We start from the raw sequence: 16,370 nt of genomic DNA on the forward strand, positions 1-16,370 counted from the left end.
GAAAGAGTGCCGAAGGCGGGTGAGGGATGGTCCAGGCGACTCCTAGCCCAAGAGCATCAATCCTCGCGATAGTCCTCGACCGGCACGCAGGCGCAGAACAGGTTGCGGTCACCGAAGACGTTGTCGACCCGGTTCACCGCCGGCCAGTACTTGTGCGCCCGGCTGTGTGCGCTGGGAGTTACTGCCTGGCTGATCGGATAGGGTCGCTCCCACACACCGGTCACGTCCGCCAGGGTATGCGGCGCGTGCTTGAGCGGGTTGTTCTCCTCCGGCCAGTCGCCTGACTGAACCCGCTCGATTTCCGCACGAATGCACAGCATCGCCTCGATGAAGCGATCCAGCTCGGCCTTGGATTCGCTCTCGGTGGGTTCGATCATCAGCGTTCCGGGCACCGGGAAGGACATGGTCGGCGCGTGGAAGCCGTAGTCGATCAGGCGCTTGGCGACATCTTCCTCGCTGATCCCGGTCGCCGCCTTGAGCGGACGCAGGTCGAGGATGCATTCGTGTGCCACGCGACCATTGCGACCGCTGTAGAGCACCGGATAGGCCTCGCCCAGGCGCTGCGCCAGGTAGTTGGCATTGAGGATCGCCACCTCGGTGGCGTCCTGCAGCTGCGGGCCCATCATGGCGATGTACATCCAGCTGATCGGCAGGATGCTGGCGCTGCCCCAGGGCGCGGCGCTGACCGCGTCGTTGCCCGGATTCGGCCCCTGCAACTCGACCACCGGATGGCCGGCGACGAAGGGCGCCAGGTGCGCCTTGACGCCGATCGGGCCCATACCCGGGCCGCCGCCGCCGTGCGGGATGCAGAAGGTCTTGTGCAGGTTCATGTGCGAGACGTCGGCGCCGATATCGGCCGGCCGCGCCAGGCCGACCTGGGCATTGAGGTTGGCGCCATCCATGTAGACCTGGCCGCCGTGCGCATGCACCACCTCGCAGATCTCGCGCACGCCTTCCTCGTAGACCCCGTGGGTCGAGGGGTAGGTGATCATCAGGCAGGACAGCCGATCACCGGCAGCGGCGGCCTTGAGCTTGAGATCGCCCAAGTCGACGTTGCCGTCCTTGTCGCAGTCGACGATCACCACCTGCATGCTGGTCATCTGCGCCGTGGCCGGGTTGGTGCCGTGGGCAGAGGCGGGAATCAGGCAGATGTCACGCTGGGCGTCGCCACGGCTCTGGTGGTACTTGCGAATCGCCAGCAGGCCAGCGTACTCGCCCTGGGCGCCGGAGTTCGGCTGCATGCAGATGGCATCGAAACCAGTGATGACGCACAGCCAGTCTTCCAGCTCGTCGATCATCGCCTTGTAGCCCTGGGCCTGCTCGGCCGGCACGAAGGGGTGCAGGCTGGCGAACTCCGGCCAGGTGATCGGAATCATCTCGCTGGTGGCGTTGAGCTTCATGGTGCAGGAGCCGAGCGGGATCATCGCCTGGTTCAGCGCCAGATCCTTGTTCTCCAGCTGCTTCATGTAGCGCAGCATCTCGGTTTCGCTGTGATGGGTGTTGAACACCGGGTGCGTCAGGTAGGCGGAGGTACGTGTCAGCTGCGCGGGGATGCCGCTGGCGACACCGGCAGCGTCCAGCTCGGCCAGGTCGATGCCGTGATCGGCGCCGACGAAGATCGCCAGCAGCTGGGCGACCGTGTCGAGGCTGCAGGCCTCATCCAGACTGACGCCAAGCTTGCCGCGACCGAGGATGCGCAGGTTGATCCGCGCCGCCTTGGCGGCCTCGATGATCGCGGTCTGCGCGCCACCGACCTCCAGGGTCAGGGTATCGAAGAAGTGCCGGTTCAGCCGAACCATGCCCTTGGCTTCCAGGGCCGCGGCCAGCAGGCAGGTCAGCCGATGCACGCGCTGGGCTATGCGTTTGAGGCCTTGCGGACCGTGGTAGACGGCGTAGAGGCTGGCAATGTTGGCCAGCAGCACCTGCGAGGTGCAGATGTTGGAGTTGGCCTTCTCGCGGCGGATGTGCTGCTCGCGGGTCTGCAGCGCCATGCGCAGCGCGGTGTTGCCACGGGCGTCCTTGGACACGCCGATGATCCGCCCCGGCATCGCCCGCTTGTAGGCGTCACGGGTGGCGAAGAAGGCGGCGTGCGGCCCGCCGAAGCCCATGGGCACGCCGAAACGCTGCGACGAACCCAGCACCACGTCGGCACCCAGCTCACCGGGCGGGGTCAGCAACAGCAGGCTGAGCAGGTCCGCCGCGACGCAGGCGAGGGCGTTCTGCGCGTGCAGCTGTTCGATCAGCGGGCGCAGGTCGCGCACCTCGCCATGGGTGTCTGGGTACTGCAGCAGCGCGCCGAATACCGGCTGCGCGGCGAGGTTCTCCAGGCTGGAGACGATCAGCTCGAAGCCGAAAGCCTCGGCGCGGGTACGCAGCACCGAGAGCGTCTGCGGATGGCAGTTCTCGTCGGCGAAGAAGGTGTTGCTGCTGCTCTTGGCCACGCGGCGCGCCAGAGCCATGGCTTCAGCCGCAGCAGTGGCCTCGTCGAGCAGCGAAGCGCTGGCCAGGTCGAGCCCGGCCAGGTCGATGGTCAACTGCTGGTAGTTGAGCAGCGATTCCAGGCGGCCCTGGGAGATCTCCGGCTGGTAAGGCGTATAGGCGGTGTACCAGCCCGGATTCTCCAGCACGTTGCGCAGGATGACCGTCGGCGTCACCGTGCCGTGATAGCCCATGCCGATCAGGCTGGTCCACTGCTCGTTGCGCTGCGCGTGCTGCTTCAGCCGTGCCAGCGCCTGCTGCTCGTCCAGGGCGGCCGGCAGCGCCAGCGGCTGACGAAGACGGATCGCCGGCGGTACGGTCTGGTCGATCAGCTCGTCGCGGCTGGCGACGCCCAGAACTTCGAGCATCGCCTGCTGCTCGGCGGCATCCGGGCCGAGGTGACGGGCGAGGAAGCGATCGTGTTGCTGAAGCTGGGCAAGGCTAGGCAGGTCGGACATGACGGGTCTCGGAATCGGCGGTCGTGGCACAACGGCCTGGCTGGCGCCAGGCGGCAGAACCCTCCCCGGACGGGGAGGGATGGAGCGCAATCAGGCGTCGGCGTCAGCCACGGCCATGTAGCCGGCAGCATCAAGCAGTGCAGTGAGCTCGTCCGGATTGCTAGGCTTGAGCTTGAAGAACCAGTTGCCGTAGGGGTCTTCGTTGACCAGTTCCGGCGCGTCGGCGAGGGCCTCGTTGACCGCGATGACCTCGCCGCTGACGGGCGCATAGATGTCCGATGCTGCCTTGACCGACTCGACCACCCCGGCTTCCTGGCCAGCCGCGAGCTGCTTGCCGACGTCCGGCAGTTCGACGAAGACCACATCACCCAGGGCTTCCTGGGCGTGATCGGAAATACCGACGGTCACGCTGCCATCAGCTTCCAGCCGCGCCCACTCGTGGCTGGCGGCATAACGCAGGTCGGCGGGAATATTGCTCATCTTCTTGGTTTCCTCAGGGGGCAATGGCGGTGGCTTCCGCCAGGAAATTTAGCAGTTGTCAGATCAGCGGCTTGCCATGCCGGACAAAATTCGGACGGACCACCCGCACCGGGTACCACTTGCCGCGGATTTCCACCTCGGCACGCTCGCCGGTGGCGGCAGGCACCCGGGCCAGGGCGATGGACTTGCCCAGCGTGGGCGAGAAGCTGCCGCTGGTGATCTCGCCGTCGCCGACGCCTTCCACACGCACCACCTGATGGGCACGCAGCACGCCACGTTCTTCCAGCACCAGGCCGACCAGCTTCGGCTGAGCCTCGTCCGCACGCTGCGCCTGCAGGGCAGCGCGGCCGACGAAGTCACGCTCGCTCGGCTCCCAGGCGATGGTCCAGGCCATGTTCGCCGCCAGCGGCGAGACGTTCTCGTCCATGTCCTGGCCGTACAGATTCATCCCGGCCTCCAGACGCAAGGTATCGCGAGCGCCCAGACCGATAGGGGCGATGCCGGCACCGACCAGCTCATTGAGCAGCTCGGCGGCCTGCCCTGCCGGCAACATGATTTCCAGGCCGTCTTCGCCGGTGTAACCGGTGCGCGCGATGAACCAGTCGCCTTCCGGCAGCCCCTGGAAGGGTTTCAGATCGTGAATCAGCGCGGCGCGTGCCGCGGTAACCAGTTCGGCCACATGGGCGCGGGCTCGCGGGCCCTGGATCGCCAGCATGGCCAGATCGGCGCGTTCGCGCAGCTCGACCGCAAAGCCCTCAGCCCGCGCCTGCATCCAGGCGATGTCCTTGTCGCGGGTCGAGGCATTCACCACCACCCGGTAACCCCAATCGCACAGGTAGACGATGAGGTCGTCGATCACCCCGCCCTGCTCGTTGAGCATGCCGCTGTAGAGCGCCTTGCCAGGCTCGCTCAGACGGGCGACATCATTGGCCAGCAGTTTCTGCAGGTAGGACTGTGCATCGGCCCCCTGCACATCCACCACGGTCATGTGGGACACGTCGAACACGCCGCAATCACGGCGGACCTGATGATGTTCCTCGACCTGGGAGCCATAGTGCAGCGGCATATCCCAGCCACCGAAGTCGACCATCTTGGCACCCAGTGCCAGATGCAGATCATAGAGCGGCGTACGCAGTCCCATGGGTTTCTCCTTCCGGGATTGGCGCGATCGGCAGGTAGTCAGGGACGATGCGGGCAGCGAAGCGTGGAGGCTTGCGCTGGCGGCACCGGCAGGGAGAACCGGCCGGACTGATTTAAAGCGCGCGCATTGTAGCCGCAGCCGCTCGACAGGTCACTGCGAGCTGACGATCACCCGCGATGACGGGCGGAGCGGCGGATCAGCCCGATCACCGGCAGCAGGCCGACCAGCACCAGCGTCAGGGCGGGAAGCGCGGCGCGCGCCCACTCACCTTCGCTGGTCATCTCGAAGATGCGGATAGACAGGGTGTCCCAGCCGAACGGACGCATCAGCAGGGTCGCCGGCATCTCCTTGAGCACATCGACGAACACCAGCAGCGCGGCGCTGAAGGTTGCTGGTGCCAGCAACGGCAGATAGACCCGCAGGAACAGCCAGGGCCCGCCGACACCCAGGCTGCGCGAGGCCTCCGGCAACGAGCGGCGAATACGCGCCAGACCGGTTTCCAGCGGCCCGTAGGCCACCGCCAGGAAGCGAATCAGATAGGCCAGCAGCAGCGCACCGAGGCTGCCGAGCAGGATCGGCTTGCCGGCGCCGCCCAGCCACCCGGACAGCGGAATGACCAGATTGCGATCGAGGTAACTGAACGCCAGCATGATCGCCACCGCCAGCACCGAACCCGGTAGCGCGTAGCCCAAATTGGCCAGGCCGACCCCGGAGCGGATCAGCCGCCGCGGTGCCTGGCGCCAGGCGAAGGCCAGCAGCATCGCTGCCGCCACCGTGATCAGCGCAGCCATGCCGCCCAGTCCGAGGGTATGCAGGATCAGGCTGGCATAGCGTTCGTCCAGATCGAAACGTCCGCGCTGCCAGAACCACACCAGCAACTGCAGCATCGGGATGACGAACGCACAGCCAAACACCAGGCCGCACCAGCCGGTGGCCGCCCAGGCGCGCACGCCGCTCAGGCGATACAGCGCCTTGCCGCGTGGCCGCTCGCTGGCCGGCCGACTGACGCCGCGGGCGCGTCTTTCGGCATACAGCACCAGCATCACCGCGAGCAGCAGCAGGCTGGCCAGCTGGGTCGCAGTGGCGAGATTGAAGAAGCCATACCAGGTCTTGTAGATGGCGGTGGTGAAGGTATCGAAATTGAATACCGAAACCGCGCCGAAATCCGCCAGCGTCTCCATGATCGCCAGCGCCAGCCCCGCGCCAATGGCCGGCCGCGCCATCGGCAGTCCGACCCGCCAGAATGCCTGCCATGGCGACTGCCCGAGCACTCGCGCCGCCTCCATCAGACCCTTGCCCTGGGCCAGGAACGCCGCGCGGGCGAGCAGATAGACGTAAGGATAGAAAACCAGCACCAGCACCACGATCACGCCGCCTGTGGAACGCACCCGCGGCAGGCGCAGTCCGCTGCCGAACCACTCGCGCAGCAAGGTCTGCACCGGGCCGGAAAAATCCAGCAGGCCGACAAAGACGAACGCCAGCACGTAGGCAGGAATCGCGAAGGGCAGCATCAGCGCCCAGTCCAACCAGCGCCGTCCGGGAAATTCGCAGAGGCTGGTGAGCCAGGCCAGGCTGACGCCGAGCAGCGTCACGCCGATGCCGACGCCGACCACCAGCTTCAGCGTGTTGCCGATCAGGCGCGGCATCTGGGTGCTCCACAGATGGGCCCAGATCTCGCCATTGATCTCGTGCCAGGACAGCACCAGCACCGACAGTGGCAGCACCACCAGCGCGGCGATGGAAAAGACGATCGGATACCAGCGGCGCTGGACGGGCTGGGTCACACACAATCCTCGGCGACAGAAAAGACAACGCCCCGATCAACGGGGCGTCGAAGTAGAACAGCTGCGCGGCTCAGGGGGCAAGCCTGCACGGCGGCGCGGACGACTCAGTTCCAGCCGGCGCGATCCATCAGCATGATCGCCTCGGCCTGGCGCTTGCCGGCCACTTCCACCGGAATGCTGTCAGCCTTGAACGCGCCCCAGGCCGCTACCTCGGCAGACGGCTTGACTGCCGCATTGGCCGGGTATTCCTGGTTGGAGTCGGCAAACAGGCTCTGCGCTTGCGGGCCGGTCATCCACTCGAGCAACTTTTGCGCGGCCTCCGGGTGCGGTGCGTGCTTGGTCACACCGGCACCCGACAGGTTGACGTGGACGCCACGGCTGGCCTGGTTCGGCCAGAACAGCTTGACCTTGAGATCCGGCTGCTGCTGGTGCAGGCGACCGAAGTAGTAGGTGTTGGCGATACCCAGATCGCACTGGCCGGCATCGATCGCCTGCAGCAGCGCGGTGTCATCGGCGAAGACATCGGTGGCCAGGTTGTCGACCCAGCCCTTGATGATCTCTTCGGTCTTGGCCGTACCGTGAGTTTCGATCAGGGTGGCGGTCAACGACTGGTTGTAGACCTTCTTGCTGGTGCGCAGGCACAGACGACCCTCCCATTTCTCGTCGGCCAACGCCTCGTAAGTGGACAGTTCCTCCGGCTTGACCCGCTCACTGGAGTAGAAAATGGTCCGCGCGCGCAGCGACAGGCCGGTCCAGCTGCCGGTGCTGGACCGGTACTGGGCGGGAATGTTGCTTTCGATCACCGCCGACTGCAGCGGCTTGAGCACGCCCTGCTGCTCGGCCTGCCAAAGGTTGCCGGCATCCACGGTGATCAGCAGGTCGGCTGGGGTATTGGCGCCTTCGGCCTGCAGACGCGCCAGCAGCGGCGCCTCCTTGTCGGTGATGAAACTGACCTTGACCCCAGTTTCCTTGGTGTAGGCATCGAACACCGGCTTGATCAGCTCATCGATGCGGGCGGAATAGACCACCACTTCCTCGGCGGCGAAGGCCGGCGCACAGAGGGCGGAAAGGGTGAGAGCGGCGAACAGCGACTTGCGGACCGGCATGGTGACTGCCTCGAGATTGAGAAGAAAACTGCGTGGATACTAGTGAATCCCATTTAGCTTCTCAATAAAACTATCGTGACAGGTTGTCACGCCCCCTTTCAGCGCTGCGCCACCTCGCCCCGCGCGCGACGTACCACTTCGTCGCGCACCAGCTCGGCCATACGCTGTCGCGGGTCCTCGCGCACCGGGAGACCGCGATGGTAGAGCAGGGTTACGGCGAACGGGCCATCACCGGTGGCCCGCACCGCCACGTTGTCGGGGCTGATGGTGACACGTCCCAAGTGCCGGGCCACCGGCCAGGACATATCGCCATAGGCGTGGTAGACCAGCTCGGAGCAGACGATGCGGTCGGTGGTCTCGACATCGAAGTTGAAGTCATAGGCCTTGCCCACCTGACGCAGCGCCTGCAGTACCACCTCGCTGCGCTGAGCCGGGCTGAGCCGTTCGTGGCGCAACACGGCCACGTCATCGACATTCAGGAAATGCTTGAGCTTGTTCATGGTCACCCCCTCGCGCAGGGCCTCGACCACGCCACGCCCCTTGCGGATGTCCTGCTGATAGCGCTGCACCAGCGGATGCTCCCAGATGCCCAGTTCGCGCAGCTGCTCCTCGTTGCCCACCCAGATCGCGACATGCCCCCAGTGGCCGGGAATGAAGGCGTCGGTCAGGCGAAACGGCGTCTTCTCCAGCAGGATGTCGCCGGGTTGCAGGTTGCCATAAACCTCCAGCAGCACGTCATGCCGGTCGTAGAGCTTGCCACGCCGGGTTTCCACCAGGCCGACCGCGTTGCCGAAGGCCTGACTGGAAAAGTTCACACCCTCGTTCTTTAGCAGGTTCAGGGCATCCAGCGGATAGTCGCCGTAGGTACTTACCAGACCGCCGACGTAACCAACCGGGCGGAACTGGCCAATCAGGCGACGCGAGGGACTCTGTTCAATCAGGCCGCGCAGATAGCGGCTCTGTTCGTCATCCAGTACCGCCAGCTGCACCGCATGCTGCTCCAGCCAATCCAGACCGCGGCGCGTGCGGGCACGCTTGAGCGGAGAGTTGAAGGAGCGTTCAATGCGGTTGAGCGCGCCAGAGGGCAGGGCGAAGCCGCTATCGGGACGATTGAGGTGCTGGCGGATCTGCGGGTTGCTGCTGTAGAGCGTAACCACCGTCAGGTAGTTGTCGTACAGCAGCAGCGCGGCGGCCAGCGACATGGCAATACCGCTGGCCTGCACCCGCGCCTGGCGGGCATCGCTGGGCAGCTCGCGACCCAACCAGCACTCATGCTCACTGGCAAGCGCCAGTAACGCCTGGCGCTGCTGCAGCAGTCGCGCCGCGCCCTCGTTGAGTCGGCGCAGGTCGCCACCGGAAAGCGGCTCGCCCGCCTGTTCGCGGGCCTTCAACTGACGAAAGAACACCAGTGCCCTGGCTCGCAGGGTGAGATTCTCCTCGACCAGCAACTGGAACTGCTCGACCTTGGCCGCCATTGCCTCGGCACTCCCCAGCTCCGGCCCACGCTGCCCGAGACACAGGCCCAACGGCGCTGCACTGGCCAGGCCACTGCAGAGGCATAACAGCATCATGATCAGCGTGCGCCACGTTGCGCTCGGCTTCCTACACATAGCCACCTCCTTGTCGATCGCCCGGCATTCTAGCCGGGTGCCGACGCCGCCTGCGGGCCTGCATCACGCGCGAGGGACAAATCCCCGTTTCAGGCTCGCGCCAGCTCGGGCAGATCGCCACTCAGCCCCAAGGCCCTGCGCACCAGCACGCCTTTGGCCGAATCCAGCCCGTCGACCATCTTCAAACCGGAATTGCGCAGCCAGCGCAAGGGCAGTGAATTGCTCTGGAACAGGCGCTCGAAACCTTCCATCGCCGCCATCATCGCCAGGTTGTGCGGCATCCGTCGCCGCTCGAAACGCCCCAGCACCCGCGGCTCGGCCAGCGACTCGCCACGCGCATGCGCCGCCAGCAGTTCCTCGGCCAGCACCGCAGCATCGAGAAAGCCGAGGTTGACCCCCTGCCCGGCCAGCGGATGAATCACATGCGCGGCATCGCCGATCAGTGCCAGTCCGGGTTCGATGTAGCGCTTGGCATGACGCTGGCGCAGCGGGATGCAGACCCGCGCATCGACCTCGAGCACCTCGCCCAGACGCCGCTCGAAAGCCTCGCCCAGCGCTATGCGAAACGCCTCATCGTCCAGCGCCATGAGCCTGGCAGCCTGCTCCGGCGTGCAAGACCAGACGATCGAGCACCAGTGCCTGTCGCCCTGCCGATCCAGCGGCAGAAGGGCCAGCGGACCGTCGTCGGTGAAGCGCTGCCAGGCCGTCAGTTGGTGCGGCTCGGCACAACGCACGCTGGTGACGATGGCGTGGTGCAGGTAATCCCACTCCCGGGTTGCACAGCCCAGCAGCCGGCGTACCGCGGAATTGGCACCGTCAGCCGCCACCAGCAGCGGCGCGCGGATCTGCCGACCATCGGCAAGGCTCAGCAGCCAGTCGTCACCGGAGCGGCGCAGCTGCTGTAGCTGGGCATTGCCGAGCAACCCCACGTCGGCATCCAGCAGGCGTTCGAGCAGAGCGTCCTGGACTACCCGGTTCTCGACGATATGGCCGAGAACCTCGGCATGCACGCTAGCCGCGGAGAAGTGGATCTGCCCGGTGCCCGAGCCATCCCAGACCTGCATCTGGGCATAGGGACTGGCGCGCCGGCCGATGACTCCAGGCCAGGCACCGAGCCGCTCGAGAATTCGCTGGCTGGCGGCCGACAGCGCGCTGACCCGCGGCTCGAAGGGCCCGTCAGCGGCAAAGGGCACCACTTTCAGTTCGGCCGAGTCGATCAGCAGCACCTCCAGGCCGCTGTCGCACAGCGCCAGCGCCAGCGCGCTGCCAACCATTCCCGCTCCGACGATGACCAGATCCGCTTGCATGCTCGCCTTTCCTTATTCCGCAGTGCCCTGCCGCCGACCCGGCTTCAGGCGCACGTAAAGTGTCTTCTGCACCCGCGCCACCAGGGTGCCCTCGCCATCGCGTACATCGACCTGCAGCGTCGGCAGATACTTACCTCCGCTGGCAGTGTGCGTGCGAATTTCGTCGAGCTGCGCCTCGTCGAGGTGAAAGTCGGCGAACACCGGCCCCTTGCCGGGACTGACGAAATCGATGTGCGCCGCCTTGTCCCAGACGATGTAGTCGCGGCCCAGGTTCTCCATGATCATCAGCATGAAGAAAGGGTCGGTCATCGAATACAGCGAGCCGCCGAACTGGGTACCGACATAGTTGCGGTTGTACCAGCCCAGCCCCATGCGAATCCTTACTTCGCGCAGGTCCGCGCTGATATGCCGCACACGGATGCCGGCCCCCAGATAGGGCGGATAGAAATTCAGCGCCCAGCGCAGAAAGCGCGCCTTGCGGGCCAGTCGCGCATCGCTCATGCAAGCCTCAATGGGGGCGGGTGCCCAGCCCCATGGCCTGACGGGCGAACCAGCGCTTGGCCGGCGGCAGCAGGTCGAGACCGAGCAGCCCCAGATTGCGCCCGGCCGCCAACAACGGCCGCGCATTGCTGAACAGTCGAGTGACGCGATCGGAGAAGCCTACAGTCAGCTCCTGGTCCAGGCGCTGACGTTCGAGATAGCGCTGCAGACTGAGCAGATCGCCCGGTCGCTGTGGCCCGGCCAGCAGCGTTTCTGCCAGACAGAGCGCATCGCGCAGCGACAGGTTGTAGCCCTGCCCGGCAATCGGATGCAGGCTGTGGGCGGCGTTGCCGAGCACCACCAGATGCGCGCGCACCTGCTCGCAAGCTTCAACGAGCGTCAGCGGGTAAAGGTACCGCGCGCCGACCTGAGTGAAAGCTCCGAGCCGATAGCCGAAGGCCTGCTGCAGTTCGTCGAGAAACGCCTGCGGTGCCAGTGTGGCGAGCCGCTCTGCATCCGCCCCCGGGCGGGTCCAGACCAGCGCGCAGCGATTGTCCGCCAGCGGCAGCAGGGCCATCGGCCCTTCATCGGTGAAGCGCTCGAAGGCGCGTCCGGCATGGGCTTCACCGGGTGTGACGTTGGCGATCAGCGCGGTCTGCTGGTAAGGCGTGCTGCGAACCTCGATGCCCAGTTGTTCGCGCAGGCCGGAGCGCCCGCCGTCGGCCAGCACTGCCAGGTCGCATTCGAGCAGACTGCCGTCATCCAGCTGCAGACGATAGCCATCAACCAGCGCATCCAGGCGCACCACTTCGGCCGGGCAGCGCCACTCGACAACCTCGGGGTCGAGCGCACGCCACAGACAGTGGCCCAACCAGGCGTTCTCCACCACGTGCCCGAGCGCCGGCACACCCTCGCTGGCTGCATCCAGGCGCGCCGCGGCAAAGCGACCGCGGTCGGAGACATGAATGTCGAGAATGGCTTCGGCGCGCTCGGCAATCGCCGGCCACAGACCCAGACGCTCGTAGATCTGCCGGGTACCGTAGGACAGTGCACTGGAACGCGCATCGTAGCTGGGCTGCCAGGCGCTGCCGGGAGCAAAGGGCTCGATCAGCAGGATCCGCCAGCCACGCTCACGCGCCCCCTGCTGCAGCGCCAGGGCGAGGCTCGCGCCAACCAGGCCGCCACCGATGATCGCAACCTGGCAGCGCTCCATCTCAGGCCACCTGCTCGCGGGCCGCTGCCATCAGCGCCTCGATCTCCTCGACACGCTTGGGCACGCCGGTGGTGAGCACCTCGCAGCCAGTGCGGGTAACCACCACATCGTCCTCGATACGCACGCCGATGCCGCGCCACTTCTTCGCCACCTGGGCATTGTCCGTGGCGATGTAGATGCCCGGCTCGACGGTCATGGCCATACCCACCTCGAGCACCCGCCATTCGCCGCCGATCTTGTAGTCGCCGACGTCATGCACATCCATGCCCAGCCAGTGGCCGGCGCGGTGCATGTAAAAGGGTTTGTAGGCCTCGGCCGCGATCAACTCGTCGACCTCGCCCTGCAGCAGACCGAGTTCCACCAGCCCCGCAGTAATGACCCGAACGGTGGCCTCGTGCGACTCGTTCCAGTGACGACCGGGAGCGATATGCCGGATCGCCTCCTCGTTCGCCGCCAGCACCAACTCGTAGATGGCCTTCTGTTCGGGGCTGAAGCGCCCGTTCACCGGGAAGGTGCGGGTAATGTCGCTGGCGTAGCAGTCGATCTCGCAGCCGGCGTCGATCAGCACCAGGTCACCATCCTTCAAAGGCGCATCGTTCTCACGGTAATGCAGGATGCAGGCGTTGCGTCCGGCTGCGACGATGGAGCCGTAGGCTGGCATCTTCGCCCCACCCTTGCGGAATTCGTAATCCAGCTCCGCTTCCAGATGGTACTCGAACAGGCCCGCGCGGCTGGCCTGCATGGCCCGAATGTGCGCGCGCGCGGAAATGTCCGCCGCCTCGCGCATGAGCTTCACTTCGGCGGCGCTCTTGTACAGGCGCATGTCGTGCAGCAGGTGGTCGAGGGCAACGAACTCGTTCGGCGGCTGCGCGCCTTGGCGCGCCTTGGAGCGGATCACGTTGATCCAGTCCATCAGCCGGTGATCGAACTCCTGGTTGAAACCGATCGCGTAGTAGACCCGCTCGCGCCCTTCGATCAGACCGGGAAGGATGTCGTCGATATCGCCAATGGGGAAGGCGTCGTCAGCGCCGAAGTCGCGCACGGCACCCTCCTGGCCGGCGCGCAGACCGTCCCACAATTCGCGCTCGGGGTCGCGCTCACGGCAGAACAGCACGTACTCGCCATGCTCGCGGCCGGGAATCAGCGCCAGCACCGCTTCAGGTTCGGGGAACCCGGTTAGGTACTGGAAGTCGCTGTCCTGACGGTAGACGTGCTCGACGTCGCGGTTGCGAATGTGCACCGGCGCGGCAGCGAGGATCGCGATGCTGTTGGGTTCCATCTGCGCCATCAGCGCCTTGCGCCGGCGGGCATATTCCGAAGCGGGGATGCGGCTCATGGGCAGAAACTATCCTTTCAGTGCAGAGAGGGTTTGGGCTGCGCCGCGACTGGTTTGGCGCACTCGCTGAACAGCAGCATGGGCGCTACGCGCAGGTATTCCATGACCTCCATGTAATCGGTTTCGCCGTCCTCCGACTCTTCCAGCGCATCCTGAATCTGCGCGATGGCGACGAAATCCTGTAGCACTTCACTGGCATCCTCGCTCAGCTCGCCACTGCGCTCGGTCAGACCGAAGCCGGCGAGGAAGCCCATGCACCACTGCCCTAGCGCCACCGCCCGCTCGGCCAGAGGCGAGTCGTCTCCCGGCAGCAGCATCACCACGGTGACATCTTCTCCGGTGAGTTCGCCACGGACCATTTCCTGCAGCCCGATCAGCGCCTGGCGTAGGCTTTCCTCCGGCTCGGCACCGAGCAGGTCGGCGGCATCCAGCAGCCATGCATCCACCTCAAAACCGGCGCCGGCGCAGCTGCGACCGAGCAGAAGGCCATGCAGCTCGGCGGGAGTGGTCTGGTGGCCCTGACTGGCAAGCAGGGTGGCGAAAGCGTGATAGGCGGACGTGGACATGGCGGCTAGGCGACTCGGGACGCAGTAACTAGAATGAAGCGCCGTATGCTAGCACCGGGCCCGATGGCAGGCCATCCGAAGCGCCGTTTGACCCGACGCGGCGCCGATCCTATATAGTCCGCTGACCCGAATTCCCAGAGATTTTCCATGGAAGACGCTGATCTGCAGTCGCTCAAGACCAAGCTGGAACTGCTTATCCAGCGCGTCGAGCAGCTCAAGGCGCACAACCGTCTGCTGCTCGGCAACGAACATGCCTGGCGTGAAGAGCGCGCCCATCTGGTCGAAAAGAACGAAATGGCACGATTGAAGGTCGAAGCGATGATTTCGCGCCTCAAAGCCCTGGAGCAGGATCAATGAGCCAGTCCAACACCGTCACCGTGCATATTCTCGACAAGGAATACTGCATCGCCTGCCCCGCCGACGAGCGCTCCAACCTGGAAAGCGCTGCGCGCTATCTGGACGGCAAGATGCGCGAGATACGCGGCAGCGGCAAAGTCGTCGGCGCCGACCGCATCGCCGTGATGGCGGCCCTGAACATCACCCACGACCTACTGCACAAGCAGCAGCGTCTGGATCGCGAAGCCAGCTCCACCCGCGAGCAGGTTCGCGATCTGCTCGACCGCGTGGATCACGCCCTGGCCACCGATCAGGACGGAGCGCGAGGCTGACTCGGGCCGATCCTATTGGGATATACTGGCCGCCGCTCCCTGGGTTGTGCGCCAGTTGGTCACGTCCCTCTCCCGATACGCAAAACCTGGAGGCTGTACGTGTGACCCGTGTGCATGTCCGCCCGACGGAAAGCCTTACGGTCACCTACAGTCGCCACCTTGAACTTTCGGGTTCAAGGGTCAAGCCGACAGCGGCACTCCGGGGGGTCTTATCACCCACATCCGCCACCTCAAGGGGCTGCAGATGATTGCTGCGGCCGGCCTCAGTCGCACCCAGCTGCGTCGCCAGCTGCGCCAGTTGCGCCAGCAACTTTCCCCGCTCGAACAAAGACGCGCCAGCCAGGCACTGTACAAACGCATCGTTCCAAGCCCGCTGTTTCGCCGAGCCCGGCATGTCGCCATCTATCTGGCCGCGGACGGCGAGATCGACCCGCAGCCACTGCTGCAGTCAGCACAGCGCTCGGGCAAGCAGGTCTACCTGCCGACCCTGCGCCGCTGGCCACACATGCGCATGGACTTTCAGCGTGTTCGCCCAGGCGAGCCATTGATCCGCAACCGCTTCGGCATCGCCGAGCCCAGGCGCTGCCGTGCCCGGCAACGCCCGGCGTGGGCGCTGGACCTGTTGCTGCTGCCACTGGTTGGCTTCGACGAGTTCGGCGGACGCCTGGGCATGGGCGGCGGCTTCTACGACCGCAGCCTGGCCTACCTGGCGAGGCGCAAAAATTGGCACAAACCGACAATGCTAGGCCTGGCGCATGAGTGCCAGAAGGTCGACCGCCTGCCGATGGCGGCCTGGGATGTGCACCTGAGCGCGATAGTGACCGACCGCCAGTGGTATCGAGCCGCGCGCGACAGCTGATACCGCATCCCTGCGAAAAGAACTCCTAGTCGAACGACTGGACAGTGACGCCTCGAGCGCTGTCGCGCTCCCAGAGGCTCTGGGTGTAACCGGTAGTAACTACCCCCAGACTGAACAGGATCACCAATACCCAGAGAAGATCCGGTTTACGCTTCATCTATCGCCTCCCCCTAAAGGCTTGTACCGTAACTGCGTTTTATTCTTATAAGGCTCTACATCGGGTTCAAGCGGTGCATTCCGACAGCAGCCCGACGTCAAACCGGCCAGCAGATTGACGCGAGCACGGACCTCGAATCTTAGAGGGCCGCTTTGAGCGCAAACAAGGAGCAAAGTTCATGCCGACGTGGCTGATGAAGTCGGAGCCCGACGAACTGTCGATACAGGAGCTGGCCCGGCAGGGGCAGGCCCGCTGGGACGGCGTGCGCAATTTTCAGGCACGCAACTACCTGCGCGCCATGCAGGAGGGCGACCTGTTCCTGTTCTATCACTCCAGCTGCGCCCAGCCAGGCGTGGCCGGTATCGGCCGAATCGTCCAAGGCGCCTATCCCGATCCCAGTGCCTGCGACCCGCAAAGCCCCTATCACGACCCGCGTACTGCCAGTGGCAAGAATCTGTGGAGTGCCGTGGACGTCGCCTTCGAGGAGGCCTTCCCAGAGGTTCTTGCGCTATCGCAAATCAAGCTCTGTGACGACCTCAAGGACCTGCCGCTGGTACAGAAGGGCAGCCGGCTTTCTGTCATGCCGGTCAACTTGGAGCACTGGGACACCATTCTTCGACTCGCCCGCCAGCTTTGATGCAACTCAACTACTTTTCTTTCCATCCGGGCGAAGATCGACTCCAACTGACGCAGCACCCCAGCTAGCGCCAACACCGGACTCAATACG

16 protein-coding genes and 1 other RNA gene are annotated in these 16,370 nt (G+C 65.3%); 5 read left to right on the plus strand and 12 right to left on the minus strand.

Going from position 1 to position 16,370, the window contains the following annotated elements; all coding sequences use genetic code 11:
- Positions 1-56 precede the first annotated feature (56 nt).
- From gcvP to DBO85_RS07255, 11 genes are all read right to left on the minus strand, one after another.
- Positions 57-2,936, minus strand: coding sequence for an aminomethyl-transferring glycine dehydrogenase (gene gcvP / locus DBO85_RS07205; protein WP_108106588.1), 2,880 nt, complete (start codon positions 2,934-2,936; stop codon positions 57-59).
- Between the two features lie 90 nt (positions 2,937-3,026).
- Positions 3,027-3,416, minus strand: coding sequence for a glycine cleavage system protein GcvH (gene gcvH / locus DBO85_RS07210; RefSeq protein ID WP_108106589.1), 390 nt, complete (start codon positions 3,414-3,416; stop codon positions 3,027-3,029).
- 58 nt (positions 3,417-3,474) lie between these two features.
- Positions 3,475-4,557, minus strand: coding sequence for a glycine cleavage system aminomethyltransferase GcvT (gene gcvT / locus DBO85_RS07215; RefSeq protein ID WP_108106590.1), 1,083 nt, complete (start codon positions 4,555-4,557; stop codon positions 3,475-3,477).
- Positions 4,558-4,724: 167 nt separating this feature from the next.
- On the minus strand, positions 4,725-6,341 hold the full coding sequence (locus DBO85_RS07220) for an ABC transporter permease (protein ID WP_108106591.1): 1,617 nt from the start codon (positions 6,339-6,341) through the stop codon (positions 4,725-4,727).
- Positions 6,342-6,445: 104 nt separating this feature from the next.
- Positions 6,446-7,447 (minus strand): extracellular solute-binding protein, encoded by a 1,002-nt coding sequence (locus DBO85_RS07225; RefSeq protein ID WP_108106592.1) that lies wholly within the window; start codon positions 7,445-7,447, stop codon positions 6,446-6,448.
- A gap of 98 nt (positions 7,448-7,545) precedes the next feature.
- The gene (locus tag DBO85_RS07230) at positions 7,546-9,057 is read right to left on the minus strand and encodes a YiiX/YebB-like N1pC/P60 family cysteine hydrolase (protein WP_108106593.1); all 1,512 of its coding nucleotides are present in this window, start codon (positions 9,055-9,057) and stop codon (positions 7,546-7,548) included.
- An 89-nt stretch (positions 9,058-9,146) separates the two neighbouring features.
- Complete coding sequence (locus tag DBO85_RS07235; protein ID WP_108106594.1) at positions 9,147-10,364, minus strand: 2-octaprenyl-3-methyl-6-methoxy-1,4-benzoquinol hydroxylase; 1,218 nt, start codon at positions 10,362-10,364, stop codon at positions 9,147-9,149.
- Between the two features lie 12 nt (positions 10,365-10,376).
- Positions 10,377-10,865, minus strand: a complete 489-nt coding sequence (locus DBO85_RS07240) for a DUF4442 domain-containing protein (protein ID WP_108106595.1) — start codon at positions 10,863-10,865, stop codon at positions 10,377-10,379.
- A 7-nt stretch (positions 10,866-10,872) separates the two neighbouring features.
- Positions 10,873-12,057: a 2-octaprenyl-6-methoxyphenyl hydroxylase gene (gene ubiH, locus DBO85_RS07245; RefSeq protein ID WP_108106596.1), complete on the minus strand. Its 1,185-nt coding sequence runs from the start codon at positions 12,055-12,057 to the stop codon at positions 10,873-10,875.
- A 1-nt stretch (position 12,058) separates the two neighbouring features.
- Entirely contained in the window at positions 12,059-13,393 is a 1,335-nt protein-coding gene (pepP, locus tag DBO85_RS07250) for a Xaa-Pro aminopeptidase (RefSeq protein WP_108106597.1), read from the minus strand.
- 17 nt (positions 13,394-13,410) lie between these two features.
- Positions 13,411-13,959 carry a YecA/YgfB family protein gene (locus DBO85_RS07255; RefSeq protein ID WP_108106598.1) on the minus strand — a complete coding sequence of 183 codons (549 nt, stop codon included), beginning with the start codon at positions 13,957-13,959 and terminating at the stop codon, positions 13,411-13,413.
- Between the two features lie 147 nt (positions 13,960-14,106).
- Between DBO85_RS07255 and DBO85_RS07260 the strand changes: the two genes are divergently transcribed.
- The 4 genes from DBO85_RS07260 (at position 14,107) to DBO85_RS07275 (ending at position 15,486) form a co-directional block, all read left to right on the plus strand.
- A complete protein-coding gene (locus DBO85_RS07260; RefSeq protein ID WP_108106599.1) occupies positions 14,107-14,316 on the plus strand; it encodes a TIGR02449 family protein in 210 nt (69 codons plus the stop codon).
- On the plus strand, positions 14,313-14,627 hold the full coding sequence (locus tag DBO85_RS07265; protein ID WP_108106600.1) for a cell division protein ZapA: 315 nt from the start codon (positions 14,313-14,315) through the stop codon (positions 14,625-14,627). The genes DBO85_RS07260 and DBO85_RS07265 overlap by 4 nt, the downstream gene beginning before the upstream one ends.
- Positions 14,628-14,660: 33 nt before the next feature.
- Positions 14,661-14,837, plus strand: a non-coding RNA gene (gene ssrS / locus DBO85_RS07270) — 6S RNA.
- Between the two features lie 34 nt (positions 14,838-14,871).
- Positions 14,872-15,486, plus strand: coding sequence for a 5-formyltetrahydrofolate cyclo-ligase (locus tag DBO85_RS07275; protein WP_108106601.1), 615 nt, complete (start codon positions 14,872-14,874; stop codon positions 15,484-15,486).
- 25 nt (positions 15,487-15,511) lie between these two features.
- On the opposite strand, the gene DBO85_RS19520 is transcribed toward DBO85_RS07275, so the two are convergent.
- Complete coding sequence (locus DBO85_RS19520; RefSeq protein ID WP_267895608.1) at positions 15,512-15,643, minus strand: hypothetical protein; 132 nt, start codon at positions 15,641-15,643, stop codon at positions 15,512-15,514.
- 178 nt (positions 15,644-15,821) lie between these two features.
- On the opposite strand from DBO85_RS19520, the gene DBO85_RS07280 reads away from it, so the two are divergent.
- Positions 15,822-16,280, plus strand: coding sequence for an EVE domain-containing protein (locus DBO85_RS07280; protein WP_108106602.1), 459 nt, complete (start codon positions 15,822-15,824; stop codon positions 16,278-16,280).
- Positions 16,281-16,370: the final 90 nt, after the last annotated feature.

This window comes from Pseudomonas mangrovi, assembly GCF_003052585.1.
GTDB lineage: Bacteria > Pseudomonadota > Gammaproteobacteria > Pseudomonadales > Pseudomonadaceae > Aquipseudomonas > Aquipseudomonas mangrovi.

Coding starts and splice junctions, on each gene's coding strand:
- pepP (WP_108106597.1), bottom strand. CDS start 13,393: ATGAGCCGCATCCCCGCTTCGGAATATGCCCGCCGGCGCAAGGCGCTG.
- DBO85_RS07225 (WP_108106592.1), bottom strand. CDS start 7,447: ATGCCGGTCCGCAAGTCGCTGTTCGCCGCTCTCACCCTTTCCGCCCTC.
- ubiH (WP_108106596.1), bottom strand. CDS start 12,057: ATGGAGCGCTGCCAGGTTGCGATCATCGGTGGCGGCCTGGTTGGCGCG.
- gcvH (WP_108106589.1), bottom strand. CDS start 3,416: ATGAGCAATATTCCCGCCGACCTGCGTTATGCCGCCAGCCACGAGTGG.
- DBO85_RS07240 (WP_108106595.1), bottom strand. CDS start 10,865: ATGAGCGATGCGCGACTGGCCCGCAAGGCGCGCTTTCTGCGCTGGGCG.
- DBO85_RS07265 (WP_108106600.1), top strand. CDS start 14,313: ATGAGCCAGTCCAACACCGTCACCGTGCATATTCTCGACAAGGAATAC.
- DBO85_RS07235 (WP_108106594.1), bottom strand. CDS start 10,364: ATGCAAGCGGATCTGGTCATCGTCGGAGCGGGAATGGTTGGCAGCGCG.
- DBO85_RS07280 (WP_108106602.1), top strand. CDS start 15,822: ATGCCGACGTGGCTGATGAAGTCGGAGCCCGACGAACTGTCGATACAG.
- gcvT (WP_108106590.1), bottom strand. CDS start 4,557: ATGGGACTGCGTACGCCGCTCTATGATCTGCATCTGGCACTGGGTGCC.
- DBO85_RS07230 (WP_108106593.1), bottom strand. CDS start 9,057: ATGTGTAGGAAGCCGAGCGCAACGTGGCGCACGCTGATCATGATGCTG.
- DBO85_RS19520 (WP_267895608.1), bottom strand. CDS start 15,643: ATGAAGCGTAAACCGGATCTTCTCTGGGTATTGGTGATCCTGTTCAGT.
- DBO85_RS07275 (WP_108106601.1), top strand. CDS start 14,872: ATGATTGCTGCGGCCGGCCTCAGTCGCACCCAGCTGCGTCGCCAGCTG.
- DBO85_RS07255 (WP_108106598.1), bottom strand. CDS start 13,959: ATGTCCACGTCCGCCTATCACGCTTTCGCCACCCTGCTTGCCAGTCAG.
- gcvP (WP_108106588.1), bottom strand. CDS start 2,936: ATGTCCGACCTGCCTAGCCTTGCCCAGCTTCAGCAACACGATCGCTTC.
- DBO85_RS07260 (WP_108106599.1), top strand. CDS start 14,107: ATGGAAGACGCTGATCTGCAGTCGCTCAAGACCAAGCTGGAACTGCTT.